Origin of the sequence: Nocardia nepalensis (assembly GCF_048910785.1) — a bacterium.
Classification (GTDB): Bacteria; Actinomycetota; Actinomycetes; order Mycobacteriales; family Mycobacteriaceae; genus Nocardia; species Nocardia nepalensis.
In genome coordinates this window covers 190,459-215,951 of record NZ_JBKBET010000005.1, presented here as the reverse complement: position 1 = coordinate 215,951, position 25,493 = coordinate 190,459, and the positions used below count along the sequence as shown (strand labels likewise).

Sequence of the window (25,493 nt, the reverse complement as noted above, 5' to 3'; positions counted from 1 at the left end):
TTGGCATGGCGCAATTGGGTGCTACCACGCTCGAGCCTGGACATGCGCGGCCGCACCGCCGTGAACGCCGGATTCGCGACCGCCTATGCCCTGACCTTCGGCGGCCGACCGCACTGGTTGTCCGCGCGTGGCCTCGGCTACGGACTCGCCTCGGCGGGCGTGGCCACCGCCGGTTACGGTGCGGCCGTCGCGATTCCGGCGATACGCAGCCGGCTGACCCCATACGCCGACCGCAGCCCGGACATTCGGCTCGGCGAGTGGGTCGCCGTGCATATTCCGATCGGCACCGCCTACAGCGAGGAGCTGATCTTCCGCACAACCCTGGACCCCCTGCTGGACAACACCTTCGGATCGAGCCGTGGTGCGTTGCTCGCAGCCGCGACCTTCGGCCTGTGGCACATTCAACCGGCGCGCGCCGCAGGCGACAGCGTCCCGGCGTCGGTCGCCGCAACGGCCGTCGGCGGCCTGGTGTTCGACCTGCTGCGCCGCCGCACCGACAGCGCCACCGCTGCCGCCCTGCTGCATTTCGCCATCAATGCGGGCGGTGCGCTCGCACCGCGCATCGCCGCCCGACTCGCCTCGGTTCGGAGCTGAAGCGGCTCGCCCGGTTCCGGGCGCAGGCGTCGACACCGTCGCGCAGGCCCGCTGGCGATGGCGCTGTCGGAGCCCGGCAGTAATCTCGGCACCGTGGCGGGACGAGGAACGGTGGATCCAGCGGAACTACGAGCGGCGGTCGCGGCGGTCGGCACCTGGCTGCGCGACGATTCGGCACCCGCCCCCGCCAGACCCGAACTCGCCGCCGCGGTCCGCACCACCGCACGCACCCTCGCGGCCTGCGCCCCCGGCCATTCCGTCGAGGTGCGGGTGCCACCCTTCGTGGCCGTCCAGTGCATCGAGGGCCCGCGGCACACCAGGGGCACACCGCCGAATGTCGTCGAGACCGACCCGCGCACCTGGCTCCTGCTGGCCACCGGCCTGCTCGACTTCGCAACAGCAGTCGCGGACGGCACGGTGACCGCCTCCGGCAACCGAGCCGGTGAGGTGGCCCACTGGCTCCCCATCACCCTGGCCAGTGCGGACTGACCGTCCGACGCGCAGGTAGCGGGTCGGCGCGTGTCGAGTACTGCGTAGCGGGGTCCGTCGAGTACGACGAACAGCCCTCGGCAGCGGGCGGGTGGGTGAGCCTCTCAGAATCCCCCACCACGGTGGGTGCCCCTGAAAGATCCCCGAGAAGGGGTGCGCGGATACGCGAGCTAGGGGTGGACGGCGTCGGCGGTCTGAGTGAGCCGGTCCAGCAGCGCGGTTTTGATGCCCGGGCGGGAACCGAAGACGAGCGTGAACGTCGCCTCGCGCAGTGACCGTTCGGCGAGGTTGCCGCGCGTGACGGCCGCGCTCCCGGTGGCCGTGACCAGCGCGGAGGCCGCGCGCACCGCGAGTTCGGAGGCGCGGGCGCGGGCCAGGTAGACATCCGACTGTCCGGTGAGCGCATCGTCGAGCTCGCGTCGAATGCGAGCGGATTCGGCGGCCAGTGCGGTCGTATCGACGCCGAGGCCGGCGAGTTCGCCCAGACAGCGCCGCACGACCCCGAGGGCCAGCGCACCGTTGCGCCAAGCGGCCAGAATGAACGAGGCGTGGAAGCTGCGCAGCGAAATCCGGTTGTCCACAGCGGAATCGGGCACACGCACGCCCTCGAAGGCGAGTGTGACGGTATTGCTCGCATCGGCGGCGATGAGCGGGAGCGGGGTGGCGTGCAGCGCGGGGCCCGGCTCGGCGGGCACCAGCACACTGATCAACGAGCCCTCATCGTCCGCATCCCGCGCCATCACGCCGAGGACGTCCACCAGGCCCCACCCGGTGACGAATGGCGCGGTGCCGTCGAGCAGATAGCCACCGTCGACGCGACGTGCTATCAATCCCGGCTTGTCGTTCGCGCCCGCGTAGCTCACGCCGGAGCGCACCCGCCCGTGCCGCAGCTCCTCGGTAAGTCGTTCCCGCAGTTCGAGATTCGGTGAGGTGGCGATCCGCCGCGCGACCCCGAGGTGCTGCGCCCAGACGAAGGTGGTGGCCAGGCAGCCCGCCACCAGGATCTCTCCGGCCTGGGTGAAGGTGGCGATGTCCATATCGTCGGCCATGGTCGCGCCGTAGAACCCGTACTCGGCTAGCCGGTCGAAATGCGTGCGCGGAATCTCGCCGCTGCGGTCGATGGCGTCGGCCTGTGGTGCGAATACCTCATCGGCCAGATACTGCGCGCGTTCGATCCACGAATTCACATCACCATCTTGGTGCATGCCGCGAACGCCGTCGCATCCACCACGAGGCCTTCCTCAGCCGCGCGCCCGGTCGCGCCGATGCAGCCCCCGGTAGTCGTAGTAGCGCGTGATGAAGAAGCCGAGCACCAGCCCGATCGCGAGCCCGAGCACCGCCATCCACACACCGCGCGCCAGGCCCGCCGCGAAGTTCGCGTCGAAATAGAGAATGGCGCGCACACCGACGAAAACCTGGTGCATCGGCTCGAATTTCGCCAGCCAGCCCAGGTATCTGGGCGTCGCCTCGATCGGCACGGTGCCGCCCGAGGAGGGCAGGCCGAGGATGATGAACAGGATCAGGTTGATCAGCAGACCCGCCGAGCCGACCGCCGCCAGCACCGACAGTCCGGTGATCCCGACCGCGATGATTGCGAGCGCGCTGTATAGGAACAGCGTGAGCGGATGGTCGATCGGCATATCGAGCAGCTTCGCCACACCGAGGAATACGCCCGCGACGATATTCGCGGTGATCACCATCACACCCCACTTGATCAGCAGCGTATTGAACCGGGAGATCGGGGTGGCCGGAAAATGCACGTACCACGGCCCGTATTCGGTGGGTACGAAACCGAGCGCGGCATCGATCATGGTGTGGATCGTCATCGAACCGACGAGGCCGGCGAGTAGGAGCAATAGCGCGTAGAAGAACGCGGTCAGCCCCTGCCCGGTGCCCGAGGGCAGCGGACGGAACGGTGCTGTCACGATCCGCACCGGATCCGCGAGCGCCACCCTGGTCGCACCCGTCAGCTCGGGCGCGGCCCCGCCGCCGGGCGGGGTCAACTGCGCCTTCACCTGTTCGGTCAGCTGCTTACCGACCTGCTCGTTCACCTGGTCCAGCGCCTTGGTGCCGATGGTCGTGACGATCGAGGTGACGAATGCGCCACTGCGCGGATTGGTCTGCAGCGTCAGCGTCGGGCGCTGGATATCACCGGGCACCACGCTGCCGACGCCGAGAATGCCGAGGCGTTTGCTGAAATCGCTGGGGATCAGGATCGTTCCGTAGACCGCACCGGACTGCATTCTCAGTTCGGCCTCGTTGATGCCGAGCACTTGCAGATCGACCTTGTCCGCCGGGATGCCCTGCCGCAGCGCGTCGGTGATCTGGTTGCCGAAGTTCACCCGCTGCTGTTGTCCCGGCGCGCCGATGGTGTCACCGACGTCCTGGTTCACCAGTGCGATCGGAAAGTCGTGCAGGTTCTTCTCCGGATCGACGACATAATCCAGATACATCGTGCCGAGCAGTGCCATGAACAGGGTCAGTACCGCGATCGGGGCCAACCACATGCGCACGGTCAACCGCGTATCCGACCCGCCGGTGCGCGCACTGTCCGAAGTCGTCACGGCTGGCCACGGTAACACCGGGTCGCACCGAAAAACGGCAGCGTCGCTCGGCGATTGCTACGCGGACGTGGTGGCGGTGATCGCCGCGCATCGTTCACCCGTAGAATGAGCAGTGCCCCCAGCCCGCCCGAACAGGGAGCAAACGGTGACCAACGCCGAAATGCCGGTCGAAACTACCCCCGATGAGGTCGAGAACGAACCACGCGAAGAGTGTGGTGTGTTCGGAGTCTGGGCGCCGAGCGAGGACGTGGCCAAGCTCACGTACTACGGCTTGTATGCGCTGCAACACCGTGGCCAGGAAGCCGCGGGCATCGCCGTCTCCGACGGCTCGCAAATTCTGGTCTTCAAGGATCTAGGTCTGGTCAGTCAGGTCTTCGATGAGCAGACCCTGGCCGCGATGCCGGGTCATATCGCCATCGGTCACTGCCGCTACTCCACCACCGGCTCGACCACGTGGGAGAACGCGCAGCCGATCTTCCGCACCACCTCGGTCGGTTCCGGACTTGCGTTGGGCCACAACGGAAATCTGGTGAATACCGCCGAATTGAGCGCCCGCGCACGGGAACTCGGGCTGATCGGCATGCCGCCGATCTCCGGCGGCCGTCCCGCGCCGATCACCGCCACCTCGGACTCCGATGTGATGACCGCGCTGTTGGCACACGCCGCCGCGGATTCGAGCATCGAGCAGGCGGCGATGAAGCTGCTGCCGACGCTGAAGGGCGCATTCTGTCTGACCTTCATGGACGAGCACACCCTCTACGCCGCGCGGGATCCGCACGGTGTTCGCCCGCTGTGCCTCGGTCGGCTCGAGCGTGGCTGGGTCGTTGCCAGTGAGACCGCCGCGCTGGACATCGTCGGCGCGGCCTTCGTCCGGGAGATCGAGCCGGGCGAACTGCTGGCGATCGATGCCGACGGCGTGCGGTCCATGCGCTTCGCCAATCCCGAACCCAAGGGCTGCGTCTTCGAATTCGTCTACCTGGCCCGTCCCGACAGCACCATCTCCGGTCGCTCGGTGCACGCCACCCGCGTGGAGATCGGTCGTCGCCTGGCCAAGGAGCATCCGGTCGAGGCCGATCTGGTGATTCCGGTGCCGGAATCCGGCACGCCCGCCGCGGTCGGTTACGCCCAGGGCTCGGGTGTGCCCTACGGGCAGGGCCTGATGAAGAACGCCTACGTCGGGCGCACCTTCATCCAGCCGAGTCAGACCATCCGTCAGCTCGGCATCCGGCTCAAGCTGAATCCGCTGCGCGAGGTCATCCGCGGTAAGCGGCTCATCGTGGTCGACGACTCGATCGTGCGCGGCAATACCCAGCGCGCGTTGATCCGGATGCTGCGGGAGGCGGGCGCACTGGAGATCCACGTGCGGATCGCCTCGCCGCCGGTGAAGTGGCCGTGCTTCTACGGCATCGACTTCGCCTCGCGCGCGGAGCTGATCGCCAATGGCGCCGGTGCGGATGACAGCTACGAGGACATGGTGGATGCCGTGCGCCGTTCCATCGGCGCGGACACCCTCGGCTACATCTCCACCGAGGGCATGATCGCCGCCACCGAGCAGCCGCGCTCGCGGCTGTGCTGCGCCTGTTTCGACGGTGACTACCCGATCCCGCTGCCCACCGAGGCGGCCATCGGCAAGAACGTGCTCGAGGGCATGCTCACCGGGCAGTCCGAGGCAATGCTGTTGAGCGAGAACGCGAATGCGAGCGCGCTGAGCCGTCCCTGAGAAGTTCGAAGATCACGAACCCCTCGGCACCAGCCGGGGGGTTCGATCTTGTTCGGGCCGAGTCTCGGTCATATCTGTCCGCCCGCGTGCCATGGCCTCCTCGAGACGCCTGAGCACCGATTTCGCGGTGAACCTGGTCATTCGTCCGGTGATCCGGCCTTGCCCGCGCATCGTGCGCAACACCCGCTGACCCCCGGTGATTTTTTCTTTGAAAACGCAACATCCCAGAAATGGATCGTGGGTACGGTGCCCGACATATCGGAAGTTCACCGTGCCGGCCGCGGTCCTGTGATCCAGACACGCGGCGTGGCGCGCTCGAGAAGTGGGGCCTGATGTTGGTTTCAAGGAAGCCTGGGCGCAGGGTTCGGATGCGACGAATCGCGGCCGTCGCGATGGCGGCGCTGGCCGTGTCCGCGATCGCGGGATGCGGTTCGGGGCGCACCGGCGGGGGTGGTGACGGGGCTGGTTTGGTGGCGGGCACCACGGACAAGATCTTCTCGCTCGATCCAGCGGCCGCGTACGACAACGGTTCGCTGCTGGTCGAAACCCAGATCTATTCGTATCTGCTGAATTTCGCGCCCGGCGATGCCACACCGAAGCCGGACGCCGCGGAGAAGTGTGACTTCAGCTCACCGACTGTGTACACCTGCAAGCTCAAGTCGGGGCTGAAGTTCGCCAACGGGAATCCGCTGACCGCCAAGAGCGTCAAGTTCTCCTTCGACCGCATGCTGGGCATCAACGACCCGAACGGTCCCGCCTCGCTGCTGGGCAATCTCGAGAAGACCGAGGTCGTCGACGACCTGACGGTGAACTTCACGTTGAAGGTCGCCAACGATCAGACCTTCCCCGCGATCCTGCCGACCCAGGCCGGTCCGATCGTCGACGAGAAGGTCTTCCCGGCCAACAAGGTGCTGCCGGATGAGGACGTGGTGAAGACCAAGGGCTACTCGGGCCCGTACACGATCGCCAGCTACGACAAGAACAAGCTGGTCGAGTACAAGGCGTTCCCGGACTACAAGGGCATCCTCGGCACACCGAAGACATCGCAGGTCTCCACCAAGTACTACGCGACCTCCGACAATATGAAGCTCGACCTGCAGAGCGGTGCGCTCGATGTCGCGTACCGATCCTTCACGCCGACCGATATCGAATCGCTGCGCAAGGACAGCAAGGTCAAGGTGGCCGACGGGCCCGGCGGCGAGCTGCGCTACATCGTCTTCAATTTGAACACCATGCCGGGCGGTACCCCGGAGCAGAAGTTGGCGGTGCGCAAGGCCATCGCCTCATCGATCGACCGACCCGCGCTGGCCGAGGGCGTCTACAAGAACACCTATCAGCCCGCGTATGGCTTTGTGCCGCAAGGTATGCCGGGTGCGGCCGAGCCGCTGAAGGAGCTCTACGGGGCCAAGCCCAATAAGGATGCGGCGGCGAAGTTCCTCTCCGGTGCGGGCGTCGCGGCACCCGTCGAGCTGAACCTGCAGTACAACCCCGATCACTACGGTTCGAGCAGCTCCGAGGAGTATGCGGCGATCAAATCGCAACTGGAGTCGACCGGACTGTTCAAGGTGAATCTGCAATCCACTGAATGGGTTACCTACCAGAAGGAACGGGCCCGCGACGGTTACCCGCTCTATCACTTCGGCTGGTTCCCGGACTACCCGGATGCCGATGACTACCTGACCCCGTTCTTCGGCCCCAACAACTTCCTGCAGTCGCACTTCGAGGAGCCGAAGATCAACTCGCAGCTCACCGCGGAAACAACCGAGCAGGACAAGACCAAGCGCATCAAGCTGATCGAGGACGTGCAGAAGGATCTCGCGCAGAACTACCTGCCGACCCTGCCGCTGCTGTCCGGTAAGCAGATCGCGGTATCGAATCCGAGCGTCCAGGGTGTGTCGGACACACTCGACGCGTCGTTCAAGTTCCGATACACGGTGCTGAGCAAGTGACATCCGGTGAAGCCGGGTCCGAAACTGCTGTCGCTGAAAAGCCGGCACCGGTTCGGGCCCGGCGCTTCGGGCTGCCGGGAGTCGGGAAGTCGAGTGGGGATTCCCGACAGCTGGCGTTGTTGCGGTACTTGGTGATTCGACTGTTGTTGATCCTGCCGACGGCGTGGATCCTGGTCACCGTCGTGTTCTTCCTGATGCGGGTGATCGGCGATCCGATCAGCGCCGCGATGGGCGGACGGATGACCCAGGAACAGATCGAAGTGCGCAAGGAGGCGGCCGGCTTGAACCGGCCGATCCTGACCCAGTATTGGGAGTACATCTCCGGGCTGATGCACGGGGATTTCGGTCACTCCCAGGACAATCGGCAGATCAGCGAGGTGGTGACGACCTACGGTGCGGCCACCCTGGAACTGGTGTTCTGGGCGCTGCTGGTCGCCTTCGCGGTCGGTGTGCCGCTCGGCAGATACGCTGCGACACACCGTGATTCGACGGCCGACGCCGGGCTGCGGTTATTCGCCATCCTGGCCTACGCGGCGCCGGTCTTCTTCGTCGGTCTGCTGCTGAAGCTGATCTTCGCGGTGAAGCTGGAGTGGCTACCGGTCGCCGGCCGGGCGAGTACTCCCGTCGAGCTGCAACTGCAGCATGTTTCGCCGAAGACCAACATCATGGTGGTCGACGCGATCCTGTACGGGGACAGCAGTTATCTGATCGATGTGCTGAAGCACGCGATATTGCCCGCGGTCGCACTCGGTCTGTTGACGGCGGGCATCTTCCTGCGCCTGGTGCGGGTAAATCTGATCCAGACGCTGCGCAGCGAATTCGTGGACGCCGCACGGGCACGCGGACTTTCGGCGCGGGTGGTGACGGGGCGACATGCCGTGCGCAACGCGATGATTCCGATCATCACGGTGATGGGCATGTATATCGCGATGCTGCTCGGCGGCGCGGTGCTCACCGAGACCACTTTCGAATGGAAGGGGCTGGGTTATCAGCTCGCGGAATACCTGCATCAGCGCGATTTCATCGCGGTGCAGGGGATTGTCGCGTTCCTGGCGCTGGTCGTCGCGGTCATCAGCTTCCTGGTGGATGTCATTGTCGCGCTGATCGACCCGAGAGTGAGGTTCTGATGACCGCTCCGGAATTGGCGAACGAGCCACTGGTGATGCCGCCGGTGCCGCCGACGAAGCGCAGGCGGATTCCCGGATTGCGGCTGTTCACCATGACCGCCGGACTGCAGCGGGTGACGCTCATCGTCGGACTCGGCCTCGTCGCGGTGTTCGTATTCGTGGCGATCTTCGCTCCGCTGATCGCACCGTACGGGCTCGCCCAGAACTCTTCGGACGGTGTCGGTTTCGTCGCACAGCAACCGCCGTCGGGTCAGCATTGGTTCGGCACATCGGTGCGCAGCGAGGATGTGCTGTCCCGGGTGATCTTCGGTGCCCGTACCGCGCTGATCGTGATCGCGATCTCGCTGCTGATGTCACTGGTCGTCGGGGTGCCGCTGGGATTGGTGTCCGGGTACATCGGACGTGCCCTCGACCGGGTGCTCGTACTGTTCATGGACGCCATCTACGCGTTCCCGACCCTGCTGCTCGCGATCGTCGTCTCCATTGTGGTCGCGGGCGGGCAGTCGAGCAGCTTCGGCGGCATGCTCTCGGCCGCCGTTGCGATCACGGCGATCTATGTGCCGCAATACTTTCGGGTGGTTCGCAATGCGACCGTCGCGGTGAAGACCGAGCCGTATGTGGACGCGGCCAGGGTGACCGGTGCGTCCACCACTCGAATCATGTTCCGGCACATCCTCGCCAACGTCACCCAGTCGCTGCCGGTGATCGTCACCCTCAACGCGGGCGATGCCATCCTGACGCTGGCCGCGCTCGGCTTCCTCGGTTTCGGCATCGAGCCGACCCAGGCCGCCGAATGGGGCTACGACCTCAATAAGGCGCTTTCCGATGTCTCCAATGGCATCTGGTGGACGGGCATCTTCCCCGGTACCGCCATCGTGCTGGTGGTGCTCGGGCTGACGCTGGTCGGCGAGAGTCTCAACGAGGTGCTGAATCCGTTGCTGCGTACCCGTCGGGCGCTGAGTCCGGCCACCGTCGCCAGCGACAGCCTGAGCGTTCCCGTCCTCGAAAAAGACGTTCCCGCAGCGGAACTCACCGCCGCCGAACTCGATCTCGTGAACGAGACCGGTGACGACCCGGAAGGAGCAGCACGATGACGGAAGTGGCAGCCGAGAACCGTCCGGCGCTGTCCATCGAATCGCTGTCGGTCACCTTCGCCACCGACGCCGGACCCGTCTACGCGGTCAGCGATGTCTCCTACGAGGTGTTCCCCGGCGAGGTGCTGGCCATCGTCGGGGAGTCCGGCTCGGGCAAATCGGTGAGCTCGCGCACCGCGATCGGACTGCTGCCCAATACCGCGCGGGTCGAGGGCCTGGTCACCCTCGGCGCGGACAAGGTCACCTCGATGAGCGAGCGGCAGCTCACCGCCCTGCGCGGCGGCGCCATCTCGATGATCTTCCAGGAGCCGGGCCGGGCGCTGGACCCGCTGTTCACGGTCGGGTATCAGATCGCCGAGGCGCTGCGGGCCCATGGTGATATGAGCCGCAAGGCCGCGAAGGCCCGCGCCATCGAACTGCTGCGCATGGTCGGACTGCCCGATCCGGAGCATCGGGTGGACTACTACCCGCATCAGCTCTCCGGCGGCCAGAAACAGCGCGTGATGATCGCGATCGCCATCTCCTGCGAGCCGAAGGTGATCATCGCCGACGAACCGACAACCGCACTCGATGTCACCGTGCAGGCCGAAATCCTGGAGCTGCTGCGCGATCTGCGCGACCGCATCGGCAGCGCCATCGTGTTGATCACGCACAACATGGGTGTGGTCGCCGATATCGCCGATCGGGTGGTGGTGATGCGCGACGGCAAGGTGGTCGAGCAGGCGCCGGTGGACGAGCTGTTCGCACGGCCGAAGCAGGAGTACACCCGCAAACTCCTCGCGGCCGTCCCGCATCTGGGCACCGAGCAGTTGGAGCACGGCGTCGTCAAGGAGATCGCCAGCGCGGAGCCGGTGCTCGAGGTGTCCGATCTGGTGGTGCAGTTTCCCGGCCCGTTCGGCCGTCCGCCGTTCCGCGCGGTGGACAACGTGAGCCTGACCATCCGGCCCGGTGAAACCCTCGGCCTGGTCGGCGAATCGGGCTCGGGCAAGTCGACCATCGGCCGCTGTGTCGCCGCATTGCAGCGCCCGACCTCCGGGGTCGTCAAGGTGCGCGGCCAAGACATCGCGGAGCTGTCGCAGCGGCAGTTGCGGCCGATCCGCCGCCGCTTCGGCTTCGTCTTCCAGGACCCGGCCAGTTCGCTGAATCCGCGGCTCACCGTCGGCGAGTGCGTCGCGGAACCGCTCATCGTGCACAAGGCGGGCAGTTCCGAGGCGATCCGTGCCCGGGTACGTCACATGCTCGATGACGTGCAGCTGCCGGCGGGCACCGAGCGCCGCTATCCGCACGAACTCTCCGGCGGCCAGCGCCAGCGCGCCAGCCTGGCCAGGGCACTGGTGCTCGACCCGGATCTGTTGGTCGCCGACGAACCGACCAGCGCGCTGGACGTCTCGGTGCAGGCGGCGGTGCTGGAGCTGTTCGGCAAGTTGCAGCAGGAGTGCGGCTGGGCGTGCCTGTTCATCAGCCACGATCTGGCCGTCGTCGACCAGCTGGCCGACCGGATCGTGGTGCTGCGCGATGGCGCGGTGGTCGAACAGGGTGACCGTGATCGCATTCTGCGCCACCCGGAGCAGGAGTACACCCGGCGTCTGGTTGCCGCGGTCCCGGTGCCCGATCCGGTGCAGCAGCGGCGGCGTCGCGCGCAGAGCGCGGCGCTGTTCGCTACCGAGCCGGCTGAATGATCGCCATCTACCAGGCGGCGGTGGACAATACGAAGGTGCCGACTGATTTCGTAAGCACATGGGTAACTCGTCGGGTGCGTCCAGAACTGGGCCGAATACGTAACCTCCGGCCCGGTGGTCACGTCGCCGCGCACTCGCGACCGGCAGAAGTCTCGGGGAGGCGGGCGAGTCCGTTATCTGACTCCGGTAGCGTGAGCTGGCATCTATCCGCCGATTCGGTTTGGAGCTTTCCCCGAAAATGACTGAACAGACCCCCAGTGGTGCCGGTGCCTCGTACGCCGCGTCGGGCGTGGACATCGAGGCAGGTGACCGCGCAGTCGAGTTGTTCGGACCATTGGCGAAGCGGGCCAGCCGACCCGAGGTCCAGGGTGGGCTCGGCGGCTTCGCCGGGCTGTTCGCGCTGAAGGGCGGCTACCGCGAGCCGCTGCTCGCGGCCTCCACCGACGGGGTCGGCACCAAGATCGCGGTCGCGCAGGCGATGGATAAGCACGACACGGTCGGCCTCGACCTGGTCGCGATGGTCGTGGACGATCTGGTGGTCTGCGGCGCCGAGCCGCTGTTCCTGCAGGACTACATCGCGATCGGCAAGGTCGTGCCGGAGAAGGTGGCCGAGCTGGTCTCCGGTATCGCGGAGGGCTGTGTGCGGGCGGGCTGCGCGCTGCTCGGCGGCGAGACCGCCGAACATCCCGGCTTGATGGATCCCGACGACTACGATCTCTCGGCCACCGGTGTCGGCGTGGTCGAGGCCGATTCGGTGCTGGGTCCGGACCGGGTGCGCCCGGGCGATGTGGTGATCGCCATGGGCTCCTCGGGTCTGCACTCCAACGGCTACAGCCTGGCCCGCAAGGTGCTGCTCGATATCGACCGGATGTCGCTGACCGGGCACGTCGAGGAATTCGGCCGGACCCTCGGCGAGGAGCTGCTCGAGCCCACCAAGATCTACGCCAAGGACTGCCTCGCGCTGATCGCCGAAACCGATGTGCGCACCTTCGCCCACGTCACCGGTGGCGGGCTGGCCGCGAACCTGGCCCGGGTGCTGCCCGCTGGCATGGTGGCCGAACTGGACCGCGGCACCTGGAATCCGGCGCCGGTGTTCAAGATGATCGCCCAGCGCGGCCGGGTCGACCGGATCGAGATGGAGAAGACCTTCAATATGGGTGTCGGCATGGTCGCCGTGGTGGCGCCCGAGGATGTCGACCGGGCCCTGGCCGTGCTGACCGCGCGGCATATCGCCTGCTGGACCCTCGGCACCGTCAAGAAGGCCAAGGACGCCGACGCGGTGCGCGCCGTGCTGGTTGGTGAGCACCCGCGCTTCTGAGAAGTTCTTGTCCCACAACAGAACACACAACAGCGTCCCGCATCGTTCGATGCGGGACGCTGCTGTGTTGCAAGCCCCGAGTGGCTAGTCCGGTAACGCGATGTCAAAGCCTGAAGGGGGAGGCCCGTCGGCCTCCCCCTTCACACGTTTGATTTCGAGTCAGCGGCGCCAGTCGTTGTAGTCGTCGTCCTCGTCCCAACGGGTTGAGGACTCGTCCGCGTCGTGCTCATCGGACAGGACTCCACCACTCCGCTGGGAGGTGGGGCTACCCGAAAGCTCGCGCTGAAGGCTCGCGAAGTCAGTCGGCGCTGAGCTGTACTTCAGCTCGCGTGCGACTTTGGTCTGCTTTGCCTTAGCCCGGCCACGGCCCATGGCTGACCCCCTCGCGTCACTGCGGGGCGGCCTGGGGTTTGTTGGCGGCCCCGTTCGAATTAATACTCTTCCTGACAGACACTTTAGCGTGTGTCCGGCGGTCGCGCTTCCAGGAGTGGGGGAAGAACTCCCGAAGTGGCGTCGTTTGCCCGGTTGTCGCCGTCGGGCCGACCCCTTACACCACCCCGGGGATCGCCCGGATGACCCCGACTCTGGCACCGCCGCCGAGCACCGGCGGCGCCGCGAGTTCGGCGTGCGCATCGGACCACTCGACTCCCATGCGATGCAAAATGGCCAGCGTCAGGGGGATTCGCGCGCGGTCGTGACCGTCGGCGATCTTGTACGCGAAGGCCGTTCCGTCCGGTAGCGCGCCCGCGTGCACACCGTCCGCGCCGATCTTGCAGAACAGGCCGGGGGTCGCCTGCATGGTCAGCAAATCGGGTGCGTTCGTGCCGGAAATCACTCGCGGATGGGTGCGGATCGCGTCGGCGACCCGGCGCTCCGGAGAGCCGGGGTCGGCGGTCGCCATGCTCGCGTAGGCGCGGGCCAGATTCATCAGTGAGACCGGGATGATCGGCAGTCCGCAGCCGTCGATGCCGAGGTCGGTTTCGGGTTCGCCGGTGAGATCGGTAATCGTGGCGATCACCGATTGCTGCAGCGGATGCGCCTCGTCCAGATAACCCTCGGTGGGCCAGCCGTTGATGGCGCAGGTGGCGAGCATGGCCGCGTGCTTACCGGAGCAGTTCATGTACATCCGGCGCGGTTCGGCGGATTCGTGCAGCGCCGCGGCCCGCGCCCGTTCGTCATGCGGCAGGTCGGGCGGGCATTCGAGGGCCTTCTCGTCGAAACCGAACCGGTCGAGCAGGCGCTGCACCAGTGCGAGGTGATCCGGCTCGCCGTAGTGCGAGGCGGTCGCTATCGCCAGTTCCGCATCGTCGAGCGGCTCGAAACCGTTGCGCAGCAGGGTGATCGCCTGCATGGGCTTATTGGTCGAGCGCGGGAAGATGGGTACGTGCACCTCGCCGAGTGTGCGGGCCGGTTCGCCGTCGGCGCCGAGGATAACCACCGAACCGCTGTGCACGCATTCGCGGAAGCCCGAGCGGACGACCTCGACGAGTTCGACAGTCATAGCCGCGCTCCTGTCGGTTCGTCGGTCCGCGGCTCCAGCGCACTTGCGTCATCGACTCGCGACTCAGGCGCTGCGTCATGGACTCGCGGGTCGGGTGCGCTTGCGTCATCGACCCGCGACTCACGCGCGGCGTCATCGACTCGCGGCTCGCGTGTGCTTGCCTGATCGACCTGTGGCTTGCGGGCGCTTGCGTCATCGACTCGCGACTCGCGCGCGGCGTCATCGACTCGCGGCTCGCGCGTGCTTGCATCATCGACCCGCCGCTCGCGGGCTCGGCGGGCATTGGCGTGGCGGCGGCCGTGCCGTTCGATCTGCATCCGCACGTCGTCGGAGATGGTCGGCTCGTGCGCGAGCAGGATCGCGAGCAGATCGGGATCGTCGCCGGTGAACAGGTCGCGGACGGTGATGCCGTGTTCGGGCGTGTGCACGATGCGCACCTCGTCACCCGCGCCGATCGTGCCCTCGGTGAGCACACGCAGGTATGCGCCGGTATCGCTGCGCAGTGTGAAGCGCTTCACCCAATGGGCCGCACCCGACCAGTGCTGGAAGGTGGCGCAGGGCACGCGCGGCGCGCTCACCTCGAGCAGCGTGTCCCCGATCGCCCAGTGCGCGCCGATCACCGCGTCGCTGACGGCGAGCCCACGGATGCGCAGATTCTCGCCGAACCAGCCCGCGGGCAGTTCGCGACCCAGCTCCTCGCCCCAGCGGCTGGCGTCTTCCTCGGCATAGGCGTAGACGGCCTGGTGCACACCGCCGTGATTCTTGGTGTCGCACACGTGATCACCGTCGAGGCCCAGCGCGCCCACGGCGACGCGGTCCGCGGTCGGCCGCTTGTCGATCGCGGTGCGACCCACCTTGGTCGGCACGTCGAGTTCCGCGTGCACGACGCAGACCGCCAGCACCCGGGCGGCGTCATCGGACCGCATCAGCGACCACGCAGCCGGTCGACGGCGAGGCGGCCCGGCTGGGGCTCGTCCTCGGCGGGTACCGAATCCGGATCGATGGCGGCGGCGGTCGGCCCCGCGGTCAGCGGGGTATCCGTAGGGATGGTGCGTTTGATCAAAGCCAGTGCGATGGGCCCGAACTCGTAGTGATCGACGACGGTGCCCAGCCGGCCGACGGCGCGGCCGCCCGCGGTGACGTCTTCGCCGGTGCTCGGGCGTTCGTCGGCGGAGCCGTCCAGATGCAGCAGCACCAGATGGCGCGGCGGCTTGCCGAGGTTGTGCACCCGGGCCACCGTTTCCTGTCCGCGATAGCAGCCCTTGTCCAGATGCACCGCGCCGTGCTCGACCACGCCGCCGATCCAGCGGGCCTCATGCGGGATGGTTCGTTCGTCGGTGTCCAGACCGATCCGGGGCCGCAGCGCCGCGACGCGCAGCGCCTCGAAGGCCCACATGCCGGCGGGTTCGGCGCCCGCGGCGGTGAGCCGGGCCCAGCGGTCGGCCAGTTGGTCGCGCGGGATCACCAGATCGAAGGAATCCGCGGTCGGCCACGGCATTCGGCGCAGGAAACCGCCGTCCGGCAGCGGCACGGCCTCGTAGGTGCCGGGGAGAGCGGCGATGCCGAGGGCCTCGGTCAGCTCGCCGACGCGCGGGCCGAGCAGGCTCAGCACCGCGTGGTCGCCGGCCTCGACCGGCTTGGCATCGGCCCAGAAGACCATCTTCGCCAGGAACTCCAGCAGCGCCGGTCCGCGGTCGGCCTCGGTGTCGATCCACACCGTGCCGTCCAGATCGGTGAGCACGAAGTGGTGCAGCACCCGGCCATTGAGATCGAGGTCGAGACTTTCGGCCGACTGTCCGTCGCCGAGGTTCGCGATGTGCTGGCTGGTAATGGTGTGCAACCAGGTCAGCCGCTCGGCGCCGGTGATCTTCAGGACGAAACGATGCGATCGGTCGACGACCGCGACTCGTTGTGCGGCGGCACGCTGTTCTGTGAAGGGATCCCCGTAATGCCACGCGACGGCGGCATCCGGCGAACCGGCCGCTCCCGCGACGGCGCCCGGGACAGCGAGGATGGGACTGGGTGCGACGACCACGGACACGTTAACCACTCTAAGCGCGAAGCTGGAGTGTTGGCTTGGGCGGGTGTTGCGCGAGGGTCGCAACCACATCGGGGCAGAAGTGTGTCAGGGGGGCTTGCGGAACTCGTTCATGACCTAGGCGCGGTCATCGAACACCGCCTACGCTCGACCCATGGTGGATCGAGTTCTTGTAACACTCGACGGCGCCGTCCAGGATCCGGACGCGCCGTTGTTGTTTGCCGACGACATCGGCGTGCTGCGCGGTGACGGCGTCTTCGAGACGATTTTGGTTCGTGGCGGGACCGCGTGTGCGATCGAATTTCATCTGGGCCGGCTGCGCCGTTCGGCGCAGGCGCTCGATCTACCCGAGCCCGAGCTGGGGAAATGGCGAGACGCGGTCGAGACGGCGACGAAGGAGTGGGGGGCCGAGCGCGAGGGCCTGCTGCGGTTGGTGCTCACCAGAGGCCGCGAAACCGAGCTATCGGCCCCGTCCAGCGTCACCTCGGGTGATCTCGCGGCCGCGGTGCCCGTGCCGACGTCCTATGTGCTGGTGCTGCCGGTACCGGAGCGGGTGCAGAAGGCGCGCACCGAAGGTGTCGCCGTGGTGTCGCTATCGCGCGGCATCTCGGTCGACCTGGCGCAGGCCGCGCCGTGGCAGCTGCTCGGCGCGAAGACGCTCTCCTATGCCACCAATATGGCGGCGCTGCGGTTCGCGCAGCGGATGGGCGCCGATGACGTGATCTTCACCAGCACGGAGAACCGGGTGCTGGAGGGACCGCGCTCGTCGGTCGTGATCGTCAGGGACAACCACCTGATCACTCCGCCCGCGAAGAATGGCGTTCTGCCCGGGACCACTCAGCGCGCGCTGTTCGCCGAGGCCGCGAAGGCCGGGTGGAAGACCAGCTACGACTCGCTGTTCACCGCGGATCTGCTCACCTGCGACAGCATCTGGCTGCTGTCGAGCATCACGCTCGCGGCCCGGGTGAATTCGCTGGACGGACTGCGCATGATGGCGCCGGACAATGCGGCCGAGATCATCGAATTGGTGGAGCGAGGAGTGGAGCGGGCCGGAGCCATCGGCGATTGGTGAGTTCGCCGAGCCGTGATCTTCGTCCTACGACGGCGTGTAGGAGTGCTCGGCGAGCTCGGAAAACGGGTCGTTGAGGGTCGTTCGCCCCGGTGTGTCGGGGCATAAGACTCCTTGACCGACCCTTTACCGAGCGTACTCTTTACTACGTCATGTCGTAGTTCGGCAGGAGGTCGGTTTTGAGCGTCCTGGACTTATCGCGTTGGCAGTTCGGCATCACGACCGTCTACCACTTCATATTCGTTCCATTGACGATCGGTTTGGCTCCCCTTGTGGCGGGCATGCAGACCGCTTGGGTGATTACCGGCAAGGAATACTGGTACCGGCTGACCAAATTCTTCGGGAAGCTGTTCCTGATCAACTTCGCACTCGGTGTCGCGACCGGCATCGTGCAGGAATTCCAGTTCGGTATGAACTGGAGCGAATACTCCCGCTTCGTCGGTGACGTCTTCGGCGCACCGCTCGCGCTCGAGGGACTCGTCGCGTTCTTCCTGGAGTCGACCTTCCTCGGCCTGTGGATCTTCGGCTGGACTCGATTGCCCAAGAAGGTGCATCTGGCGACGATTTGGCTCGTCGCGATCGGCGTCAACGCCTCCGCCTACTTCATCGTCGCGGCCAATTCGTTCATGCAGCATCCGGTCGGCGCCAAATACAACCCCGAGCGCGGGCGCGCCGAACTCACCAGCATCTGGAAGGTGCTCACCAATAACACGTCGCTGGCGGCATTTCCGCACGTGGTGGCCGGAGCATTCCTTACCGCGGGGACTTTCGTGGTCGGCATCTGCGGCTGGTGGATGGTGCGCAATGCGCGCAGCGGTGACGAGACGAAAGTCGCCGAGGCGCGCACGATGTGGCGTTCCGGCGGCCGCGCGGGAATGTGGGTGATCGTGGTGGCCGGAGTCGCGCTGTTCTTCACCGGCGACGTGCAGGGCAAGCTGATGTTCGAACAGCAGCCGATGAAGATGGCCTCGGCGGAATCGCTGTGCAATACCGCGACCGATCCGGACTTCTCGGTGCTGACCATCGGCACCCACAACAACTGCGACAGCGTGACGCACGTGCTCGAGGTGCCGTATGTGCTGCCGTACCTGGCCAAGGGCAAGTTCAGCGATGTCACCCTGGACGGCGTCACCGATCTGCAGCACGCGTACAACGCGAAATTCGGACCCGGCGACTACCGGCCCAACCTGTTCGTCACCTACTGGTCCTTCCGCGCCATGATCGGCCTGTCGGCCGGGGCCATCCTGCTCTGGTTGGTCGGCGTGTGGCTGACCCGCGGCGGCCGGATCACCGATAAGCGCTGGTACTCATGGCTGTGCCTGATCGCCATCCCCACGCCGTTCCTGGCCAATAGCGCGGGCTGGGTCTTCACCGAAATGGGTCGGCAGCCCTGGGTTGTCGCACCGAATCCGACCGGTGACCAGAGCCTGCGGTTGATGGTGCAGCAAGGCGTCTCCGACCATGTCTCGGGCACGGTGATCACCTCGCTGGTGGTGTTCACCCTGCTGTACGGCGCGCTCGCGGTGGTGTGGTTCTACCTGATGCGGCGGTACACGGTCGCCGGACCCGAAGCGCCGAAGACGGTTCCGCCCGGCGGGCCGGACGATACCGGCGCTCCGCATCGCGCCGAAGAACCTGCCGTCGAACAGCTTTCGTTCGCCTACTAGGAGCCGACGATGAATCTGCAACAGTTCTGGTTTCTGCTGATCGGCGTCTTGTTCACCGGCTATTTCGTGCTGGAGGGCTTCGACTTCGGGGTCGGCATGCTGATGCCGATCCTCGGCAAGGGCAGCGATACCCGAAGGCGAGTGGTGCTCAATACGATCGGCCCGGTGTGGGATGGCAACGAGGTCTGGTTGCTGACCGCGGGCGGTGCGATGTTCGCGGCCTTCCCGGAGTGGTACGCGAGCCTGTTCTCCGGCTTCTACCTCGCGCTGCTGCTGGTGCTGGTCGCGCTGATCGTGCGGGTCTGCGCCATCGAATATCGGAGCAAGATCGACGATGCGCGGTGGCGGGCCTGGTGTGATGCCGCGATCGGAATCGGTTCCTGGATACCGGCTCTGGCCTGGGGCTGGGTATTCGCCAATGTGGTGCGCGGGGTGCCGCTGAACGAGAAGAAGCATATGGCCGGTTCGGTGTGGGATCTGCTCGGGCCGTACGCGCTGCTCGGCGGGCTCGCGACGGGGCTGCTGTTCGGCCTGCACGGTGCGGTCTTCCTGGTGCTGAAGACCGGCGGCGAGGTGCGCGACGATGCGGCGAAGACGGTGCGTTTGTTGCTGGCGCCGACCGCCGTTGTGGTCGGTGTGTTCGGTGTGTGGACGCAGCTGGCCTACGGCACCGGATGGACCTGGATTCCGCTGGCGCTGGCGGTGATCGGGCTGGTGCTCGCGGGTGCGGCGAGTTTCGCCGAGCGTGACGGCTGGGCCTTCGTCGGCACCGCGGTCACTACCGCCGCGGCCACCGTGCTGCTGTTCGGGTCGCTGTACCCGAATGTGCTGCCCTCCACGATCAGTGACCTGTTCAACCTGACCATCGACAACGCCTCCTCGACGCCGTACACGCTGAAGGTGATGAGCTGGGCGGCCGTGGTCGTCACGCCGGTGGTGCTCGGCTACCAGGGTTGGACGTATTGGGTGTTCCGCAAACGGATTACCGTCGAGCAGATTCCGGCCCCGATCGGCCTCCCGCTGGAATCCGTCAAGGACTGACCATGGCTCGTCCGCCCGTCGATCCGCGACTGTGGAAGTACGCACGCTCGGCCCGTCGCTATCTGGTGCTGAGTGTGGCGCTGTCCGTGCTGATCACGGGCTCGATCGTGGTCACCGCGGTCGCGGTGGCGAGGGTGCTGGCGGGGGTCGTCACCGACCCGGGTCGGCGCTCCTTCGGAACCTGGACATGCGAGTTGATCGTGCTCGCGGTCGCGATCGGGTGCCGGGTGCTCGCCACCTGGGTGCAGTCCCGGCTCGCGCATCGGGCCGGGGCCGCCGTGGTGGCGGAGCTGGAGACCGCTGTCCTGGCCGCCGGGTCCCGGCTGCCACCGCGCGAACTCGAAACTCGCCGAACCGAACTCGCCGTTGTCGTGAGCACCGGACTGACCGGGCTGCGGGCATATCTCACCGGATATCTGCCCGCACTGCTACTCGCCTGCCTGGTGCCGCCGATCGTGCTGGTGGTCATCGCATTTCACGATCCGATCTCCGGTGTAATCGCGGTGGTCACCCTGCCGCTGATCCCGGTCTTCATGATCCTCATCGGTCTGCTCACCCAGGGCCGCGCGGAAGCCACCCTCGCCGCGACCACCCGGCTGTCCGATCAACTGCTCGACCTCTTCGCCGGTATGCCCACGTTGCGTGCCCTCGGCCGGGAAGGGGTCGCCGCGACGCGGACCAGTTCGATGGAACATCGCGTGCGCGAGCTGGGGGATGCGTTGCGGCAGCGCACAATGCGCGCGCTGCGGATCGCCTTCCTGTCATCGATGGTGCTCGAGCTGCTCGCCACGCTGAGCGTCGCACTGATCGCGGTCTCTATCGGCCTGCGGCTCGTATACGGCGAGATGAGCCTCTACGCCGGGCTGGTGGCGTTGATCCTGGCACCGGAGGTTTACCTGCCACTGCGCATGGTCGGTGAGCGCTTTCATGCGGCGCAGGACGGAATGGCGGCCGCGGATAAGGCTTTCGCGATTCTGGAGCCGGAATCCGCAGCTGGCCAGCGTAGTTTGCCGAGCAAGCGCCCGTATGCCCTGGAAGCTGCGTCCGTGATCGAGATACGCGATCTCGATGTGCGGGCTCGGGATGGGTTCGCGCCTGCTGGGCTCACTGCGGTGATGCGGCCCAACGCGGTGACCGTGCTGACCGGGCCCAATGGGAGCGGGAAATCCACCGCGCTGCAAGCAATCCTGGGGCTGATCACACCCGAGCACGGCTCGGTGACCGTGGACGGCACCGATGTGCGCGAGCTGGATCAGGACGCCTGGTGGTCGCGGGTGGCCTGGCTGCCCCAGCGCCCGGTCCTGGTGCCGGGAACATTGCGCGAGAACCTCGAATTGCTCGGCGCGCGCACGCCCGACACCGTGGCCAAGGGCGCGTCACGAGTCATCGACGAACTCGAAGCCGCCTGCATCGCAACCGGATTCGACGCGGTGCTGGGTGAGCTTCCCGATGGCTGGGACACGGTCGTCGGTCCGGGCGGCATCGGCCTGTCCCTCGGCCAGCGCCAGCGCCTGGCCCTCACCAGAGTGCTCGCCGCCGAGCGCCCCGTCCTCCTCCTGGACGAACCGACCGCCCACCTGGACCCGGCCAGCGAGGCCACGGTCCTCACGGCACTGCACCAGCGCGCCCGCGCGGGCGCGACGGTGATCGTGATCGCCCACCGCCAAACCCTTCTCGCCGCCGCCGATCACATAATCCGAGTCCGATGCACCGAGGCCCAGGCGGTCCCATCATGAACAGTCGATTTCCGCCGAGCGGAAAGAGAGACGCTTCGGCACCCGGCACACCACCGCGCCGCGGCGGCCGCCCGGTGGTAGCGGATCTGCGGCGCATGTGGGCATTGCTAGAGCTGTCGCCGTGGCGGATCGCGGTCGCGATCGGCTGGGGCGTGCTCGCGCTGGGCAGCGGGCTGGGGCTGGCGGCACTGGCGGCGTGGTTGATCGCCCGCGCCTGGGAAATGCCCCCTGTCCTCGACCTGAGCGTCGCCGTCGTCACCGTGCGCGCCCTCGGCATCTCCCGCGGCCTGGCCCGATACCTGGAACGCCTGGCCACCCACGACGTCGCCCTGCGCGCGATGACAACGGCCCGCACGACCGTCTACCGAACCCTCGCCCACTCCGATGTCTGGATGCGTCGCGCATTGCGGGGCGGGCCCTCGCGCGAATCGGCCGAGACGGTCGGCGTCTCGGCCGCAATCGCCGACGGCTATGTCCGCGCTGGCGGCGCAGGGCGTGCAGAGTCCGGTAACCCTGTGCATGAACCCGGCACCGGTGTCTCGATCGCCGATTCGGCGCGTGTGGCCGGTGGGTCGGTTCGGCGTGCAGCGGTCGGTGCTGGGGGAGGGCGGCTGCAAGTCGGTGCGGCGGATTCGGCGCGAGCGGATGGTGCGGCGTTGCGGCGCGGGGATCTGCTGGTTCGAATCGGCAGTGATATCGACGATCTCGGCGCGGTGGTGGTGCGGGTCTTCGTGCCGGTCGCGGTCGCGATCGTGTTGTCGGTGGCGGCGATCGGGGTACTGGCCACCATTTCGGTTGGGGCGGCGGCGATTCTGGCCGTATCGCTCGCTGTTGCCGGGATCGTCGCGCCGTCGCTGTCGGGGTGGGCCGCGCGGGAGGCCGAGCGGGCGGTGCGGGTCGACCGGGCCGAATTCACCGCGCAGGCGCTCACCGTCCTCGACCACGCGGCCGAACTGCGCGTTGCGGGCAGGCTGGATGCCGCGCTGACGGCAGCGGACCGCGCGGGGCGACGTGCGGTCGCCGCGGAGGATTCCGCGGCCGCACACGGCGCCTGGGCGGCCGCGGCGACGCCGCTCTCGATCGGAGCGAGCGTCCTAGGTGCCCTCCTGGTCGGCATCGCCAGCTACGGCCCGGCCGGCGGCAACCCGGGCGCGATGACCCCGATGGCCCTCACCGTCCTTGTCCTGCTCCCCCTTTCGGCCTTCGAGGCCGTTGCCCCCCTCCCCGCCGCGGCCCGGTCCCTGACCACCGCTCGCGCCGCCCTCCACCGCCTGCTGCAGCTCGAAACCAGCACCCGAAACCCGATGGCGCAGCAGCGGTCCGACCAGCCGTTCGCCGACTCCGCCACGCACCACCGCAGCCGCTCGCTACGCGATCATTCGCCGGGCAATGCGGCCGGCCGAGCTGGCGGATATGGTCGCGCCGACTGGTCGTCGGGCGGCGTACCGCGCGCATCCGATCGCCTGGGTATCGATGCCGATTTCCGCGACGCACGAGATCTATCGCCGGACAACGTGCCCGAGCGGCCCGATGGGATGCGGATTGCCATTGTCGGACCGAGCGGTGCGGGTAAGACCACGCTGCTCATGGCGTGGGCGGGGCTGTTCGGTACGCCTGAGCCCGGCGTGACATTCTTTGCCGAGGATGCGCATACCTTCGGCACCTCCGTGCTCGAGAACCTGCGTGTCGCGCGCGGGGATGTCACAGTCGAAGAGGCCGAGAAGGCTTTGCGTGCAGTCGGTCTCGGGGACTGGCTGGAATCGCTGCCGGAAGGTGTGCACACGGATCTGGTCGGCGGTGCGGCGGCGGTTTCGGGTGGGCAGCGGCGGCGGATTCTGCTCGCTCGCGCACTCATATCGCCCGCGCGAGTGCTGCTGCTCGATGAGCCGACCGAACATCTCGAGGCCGAGGCGGGCGCCCTACTGTTGCGCGAGCTACTCGATATCGACAGCGGGCTGGTCGAACCCGATCGAATTGTTGTTGTCGTCACCCATCAGCTGCCGCCGGAGCATCGCGCCGACGTGGTGCTGCGCGTCTCTGCATCAGGCCAGGTCACGACCGAATTTCCGGTTCGGGTCCGGCCTGCGGAGCGTCCCGATTCCGCTGCCAGGGAAATTCCGTTGCCGACCCACTGACTCCTGACTAGATTCGTTGGTACACAAGGAAGGAGGTGGTTCGAAGAATGTATGTTCAAAGGACTTGTGAGGTGGCTGTCCGCTAGCGCCACCGCTGCAACGGATCTTCGTTCGCGCGAGTGCTGAGCGAATTCCAGGCAGCCACCCGGCCCCCGAGCTACCGGTCTAGTCCGACCGGGACCCATGCAGGCTTCGCCGCCTGCGGGGTATGGCTCGGGGGCCGTTCCTTTTTCGGCGCCTTTCCTCGGGGCGGTAGAGTCCGGCGACCGGGTTCGACACGAGGGGAGCCGATGCCAACGGAGGGTCTCGCGGCAGTGGTTGGTCGCCGCATCAGGGCGGTGCGCCGCATGTTCTACGTACAGGGCAGTGATGTCGACCGCACCGAAGGCCCCATCGAATTGACCTTCGATGACGGTTCGGTGCTGCTACTGGACGCCGGAACCGATGGCGAGGAACTCCTCGTCGCATCGACCCCGTGGCGCGACCCCTTCGCCGGCCTCACCGAACCCGAATACATCGACTACGTAGCCGAATCCGGGAAGTACACCGCCTTCGACGTCGGCTCCGAACCCCCGTACTCACAGCTGATCGGCTCTCACATCGCCGCCGTCTCCGAATCCCGCCTGCACGACGACCGCCTGCGCGCCGCCGTCCTCGAGGTGAACGGCTCGAAACTCGCCGTCGAAACCCTCGCCGACGAACTCCTGGTCACCTGGGACCCAACCTGATTCGTCCGCACCCAAGTCCGAGCCACACGCGGAGGCCGTCTCTCCGGACTCCGAGGAGCGTGACCGTGAGACCAAGCCGATCAAATACGCCAAGGCCGGGATTCCGCATTATTGGCGAATCGAGCGTCGTAATGATGACGCTGTCGTCTACGCCTACGAACTCGACCCCGCCACAAGTTCTTACGGCTTGGTCGGCGTCTTCCACGACCGCTTGAAGATCAGCGTTCCGTTCCCGATCGACATCGACCTGACATCGATCGGGTGGCGCCGCTAACCGATGTAGCGCTGCAAACGGGCCGACAGGCGGGGCTCCAACGGGCCGTCGGCGACCACGCGCTCCTCGACATAGGCCAGGTCGCCGCCCTCGACAATGCCGTACAGGCGCTTGGCTCCGCCGACGACGATGCCGGACTGGCTGCGGATGACGACATCGGTGGCCAACTCCCAGGAGGACTGGGTCAGCGCGGTGCCGTAGAAGAGTTCGACGATGCCGGTGCTGTGGGTCAGCAGCAGTTCGATGACCTCGTCATCGCCGTCGATGCCGACGCGCCAGAATCCGCTCTCGCGCAGATCCGGACCGCCGTAGGAGCCGTCGGATTCGATGACCCAGGATCGGGAGTCCCAGGATAGGTAGTCGCCACCGTCGTGGGAGACGATGATCTGCTGGCCGAAGCGGTAGTCGCCGCGGCTCGGATCGTTGCCCTCACCCTCGCCGCGCCACACGCCGACCATCGGCAGCAGTGCGAGCATCGACGAACTCAGATCCGGGCCGAGTCGCAGATTCGCGGTGTCCTCGGGCAGCGGCAGGTCCGGTAGCACCGGAATATTGCGCGCGCCAGTCCATTTCGCGCGTTCGGCCGCCTCGGCCACGGCCTCGTCGCCGCTGCGGCGAGCCGACGGCTCGGCAGGACCGTTGCCGTTCAGTTGTTCACTCGCTCGCTCGGCCGGGTTGGAACCTTCGCTCGCGAGTTCACTCATGATTCGGTGAACAACCGATAGAAGACGTACAGGCCGAACCAGCCGATGAGAACGGCCACGGCCACC

General features: G+C 66.9%; 20 protein-coding genes and 2 pseudogenes. 15 read left to right on the top strand and 7 right to left on the bottom strand.

All coding sequences use genetic code 11. The features are described 5' to 3' along the window. Positions 1-594 carry a CPBP family intramembrane glutamic endopeptidase gene (locus ACHQ4I_RS05320; protein ID WP_420770532.1) on the top strand — a complete coding sequence of 198 codons (594 nt, stop codon included), beginning with the start codon at positions 1-3 and terminating at the stop codon, positions 592-594. A 93-nt stretch (positions 595-687) separates the two neighbouring features. Next, entirely contained in the window at positions 688-1,083 is a 396-nt protein-coding gene (locus ACHQ4I_RS05315) for a sterol carrier family protein (RefSeq protein ID WP_420770531.1), read from the top strand. 170 nt (positions 1,084-1,253) lie between these two features. Here ACHQ4I_RS05315 and ACHQ4I_RS05310 read toward each other — a convergent pair whose 3' ends face one another. Both ACHQ4I_RS05310 and ACHQ4I_RS05305 read right to left on the bottom strand, forming a co-directional pair. Beyond that, positions 1,254-2,270, bottom strand: coding sequence for an acyl-CoA dehydrogenase family protein (locus ACHQ4I_RS05310; RefSeq protein WP_420770530.1), 1,017 nt, complete (start codon positions 2,268-2,270; stop codon positions 1,254-1,256). Positions 2,271-2,324: 54 nt separating this feature from the next. Then, positions 2,325-3,590 carry a YhgE/Pip domain-containing protein gene (locus ACHQ4I_RS05305; RefSeq protein ID WP_420770821.1) on the bottom strand — a complete coding sequence of 422 codons (1,266 nt, stop codon included), beginning with the start codon at positions 3,588-3,590 and terminating at the stop codon, positions 2,325-2,327. 217 nt (positions 3,591-3,807) lie between these two features. Between ACHQ4I_RS05305 and purF the strand changes: the two genes are divergently transcribed. The 6 genes from purF (at position 3,808) to purM (ending at position 12,534) form a co-directional block, all read left to right on the top strand. Further along, on the top strand, positions 3,808-5,367 hold the full coding sequence (purF, locus tag ACHQ4I_RS05300; protein ID WP_420770820.1) for an amidophosphoribosyltransferase: 1,560 nt from the start codon (positions 3,808-3,810) through the stop codon (positions 5,365-5,367). 392 nt (positions 5,368-5,759) lie between these two features. Further along, entirely contained in the window at positions 5,760-7,316 is a 1,557-nt protein-coding gene (locus tag ACHQ4I_RS05295) for an ABC transporter substrate-binding protein (protein ID WP_420770819.1), read from the top strand. A gap of 116 nt (positions 7,317-7,432) precedes the next feature. Then, complete coding sequence (locus ACHQ4I_RS05290; protein ID WP_420770818.1) at positions 7,433-8,443, top strand: ABC transporter permease; 1,011 nt, start codon at positions 7,433-7,435, stop codon at positions 8,441-8,443. Positions 8,444-8,478: 35 nt separating this feature from the next. Next, positions 8,479-9,537 carry an ABC transporter permease gene (locus tag ACHQ4I_RS05285; protein WP_420770817.1) on the top strand — a complete coding sequence of 353 codons (1,059 nt, stop codon included), beginning with the start codon at positions 8,479-8,481 and terminating at the stop codon, positions 9,535-9,537. Beyond that, positions 9,534-11,216, top strand: coding sequence for an ABC transporter ATP-binding protein (locus ACHQ4I_RS05280; protein ID WP_420770529.1), 1,683 nt, complete (start codon positions 9,534-9,536; stop codon positions 11,214-11,216). Before ACHQ4I_RS05285 ends, ACHQ4I_RS05280 begins: the two co-directional genes overlap by 4 nt. Positions 11,217-11,454: 238 nt before the next feature. After that, positions 11,455-12,534 (top strand): phosphoribosylformylglycinamidine cyclo-ligase, encoded by a 1,080-nt coding sequence (gene purM / locus ACHQ4I_RS05275; protein ID WP_420770528.1) that lies wholly within the window; start codon positions 11,455-11,457, stop codon positions 12,532-12,534. Positions 12,535-12,693: 159 nt separating this feature from the next. Here the strand turns inward: purM and ACHQ4I_RS05270 are convergent, their stop codons facing one another. From ACHQ4I_RS05270 to ygfZ, 4 genes and pseudogenes are all read right to left on the bottom strand, one after another. Further along, a complete protein-coding gene (locus tag ACHQ4I_RS05270) occupies positions 12,694-12,906 on the bottom strand; it encodes a DUF3073 domain-containing protein (protein ID WP_420770527.1) in 213 nt (70 codons plus the stop codon). A gap of 175 nt (positions 12,907-13,081) precedes the next feature. Next, entirely contained in the window at positions 13,082-14,035 is a 954-nt protein-coding gene (locus tag ACHQ4I_RS05265) for an asparaginase (RefSeq protein WP_420770526.1), read from the bottom strand. Positions 14,036-14,343: 308 nt separating this feature from the next. Continuing rightward, positions 14,344-14,961 (bottom strand): annotated as a pseudogene (locus tag ACHQ4I_RS05260) (MOSC domain-containing protein); the annotation flags it as partial. Beyond that, a complete protein-coding gene (gene ygfZ / locus ACHQ4I_RS05255) occupies positions 14,961-16,076 on the bottom strand; it encodes a CAF17-like 4Fe-4S cluster assembly/insertion protein YgfZ (RefSeq protein WP_420770525.1) in 1,116 nt (371 codons plus the stop codon). The pseudogene ACHQ4I_RS05260 and the gene ygfZ, both read right to left, overlap by 1 nt. A 151-nt stretch (positions 16,077-16,227) precedes the next feature. Between ygfZ and ACHQ4I_RS05250 the strand changes: the two genes are divergently transcribed. The 7 genes and pseudogenes from ACHQ4I_RS05250 to ACHQ4I_RS05220 all read left to right on the top strand — a co-directional run. Next, positions 16,228-17,145: an aminodeoxychorismate lyase gene (locus ACHQ4I_RS05250; protein WP_420770524.1), complete on the top strand. Its 918-nt coding sequence runs from the start codon at positions 16,228-16,230 to the stop codon at positions 17,143-17,145. 176 nt (positions 17,146-17,321) lie between these two features. Continuing rightward, positions 17,322-18,809, top strand: a complete 1,488-nt coding sequence (locus ACHQ4I_RS05245) for a cytochrome ubiquinol oxidase subunit I (protein WP_420770523.1) — start codon at positions 17,322-17,324, stop codon at positions 18,807-18,809. Positions 18,810-18,818: 9 nt separating this feature from the next. Beyond that, positions 18,819-19,850 carry a cytochrome d ubiquinol oxidase subunit II gene (gene cydB / locus ACHQ4I_RS05240; protein WP_420770522.1) on the top strand — a complete coding sequence of 344 codons (1,032 nt, stop codon included), beginning with the start codon at positions 18,819-18,821 and terminating at the stop codon, positions 19,848-19,850. Between the two features lie 2 nt (positions 19,851-19,852). Continuing rightward, a complete protein-coding gene (gene cydD / locus ACHQ4I_RS05235; RefSeq protein WP_420770521.1) occupies positions 19,853-21,586 on the top strand; it encodes a thiol reductant ABC exporter subunit CydD in 1,734 nt (577 codons plus the stop codon). Between the two features lie 95 nt (positions 21,587-21,681). Then, positions 21,682-23,721, top strand: coding sequence for an ATP-binding cassette domain-containing protein (locus ACHQ4I_RS05230; protein WP_420770816.1), 2,040 nt, complete (start codon positions 21,682-21,684; stop codon positions 23,719-23,721). 290 nt (positions 23,722-24,011) lie between these two features. Further along, the gene (locus ACHQ4I_RS05225) at positions 24,012-24,449 is read left to right on the top strand and encodes a hypothetical protein (protein ID WP_420770520.1); all 438 of its coding nucleotides are present in this window, start codon (positions 24,012-24,014) and stop codon (positions 24,447-24,449) included. A 43-nt stretch (positions 24,450-24,492) separates the two neighbouring features. Further along, a pseudogene (locus ACHQ4I_RS05220) lies at positions 24,493-24,723 on the top strand (Uma2 family endonuclease); the annotation flags it as partial. On the opposite strand, the gene ACHQ4I_RS05215 reads toward ACHQ4I_RS05220, so the two are convergent. After that, positions 24,720-25,427, bottom strand: coding sequence for a heme-binding beta-barrel domain-containing protein (locus ACHQ4I_RS05215; RefSeq protein WP_420770519.1), 708 nt, complete (start codon positions 25,425-25,427; stop codon positions 24,720-24,722). The pseudogene ACHQ4I_RS05220 and the gene ACHQ4I_RS05215 overlap by 4 nt on opposite strands. Positions 25,428-25,493: the final 66 nt, after the last annotated feature.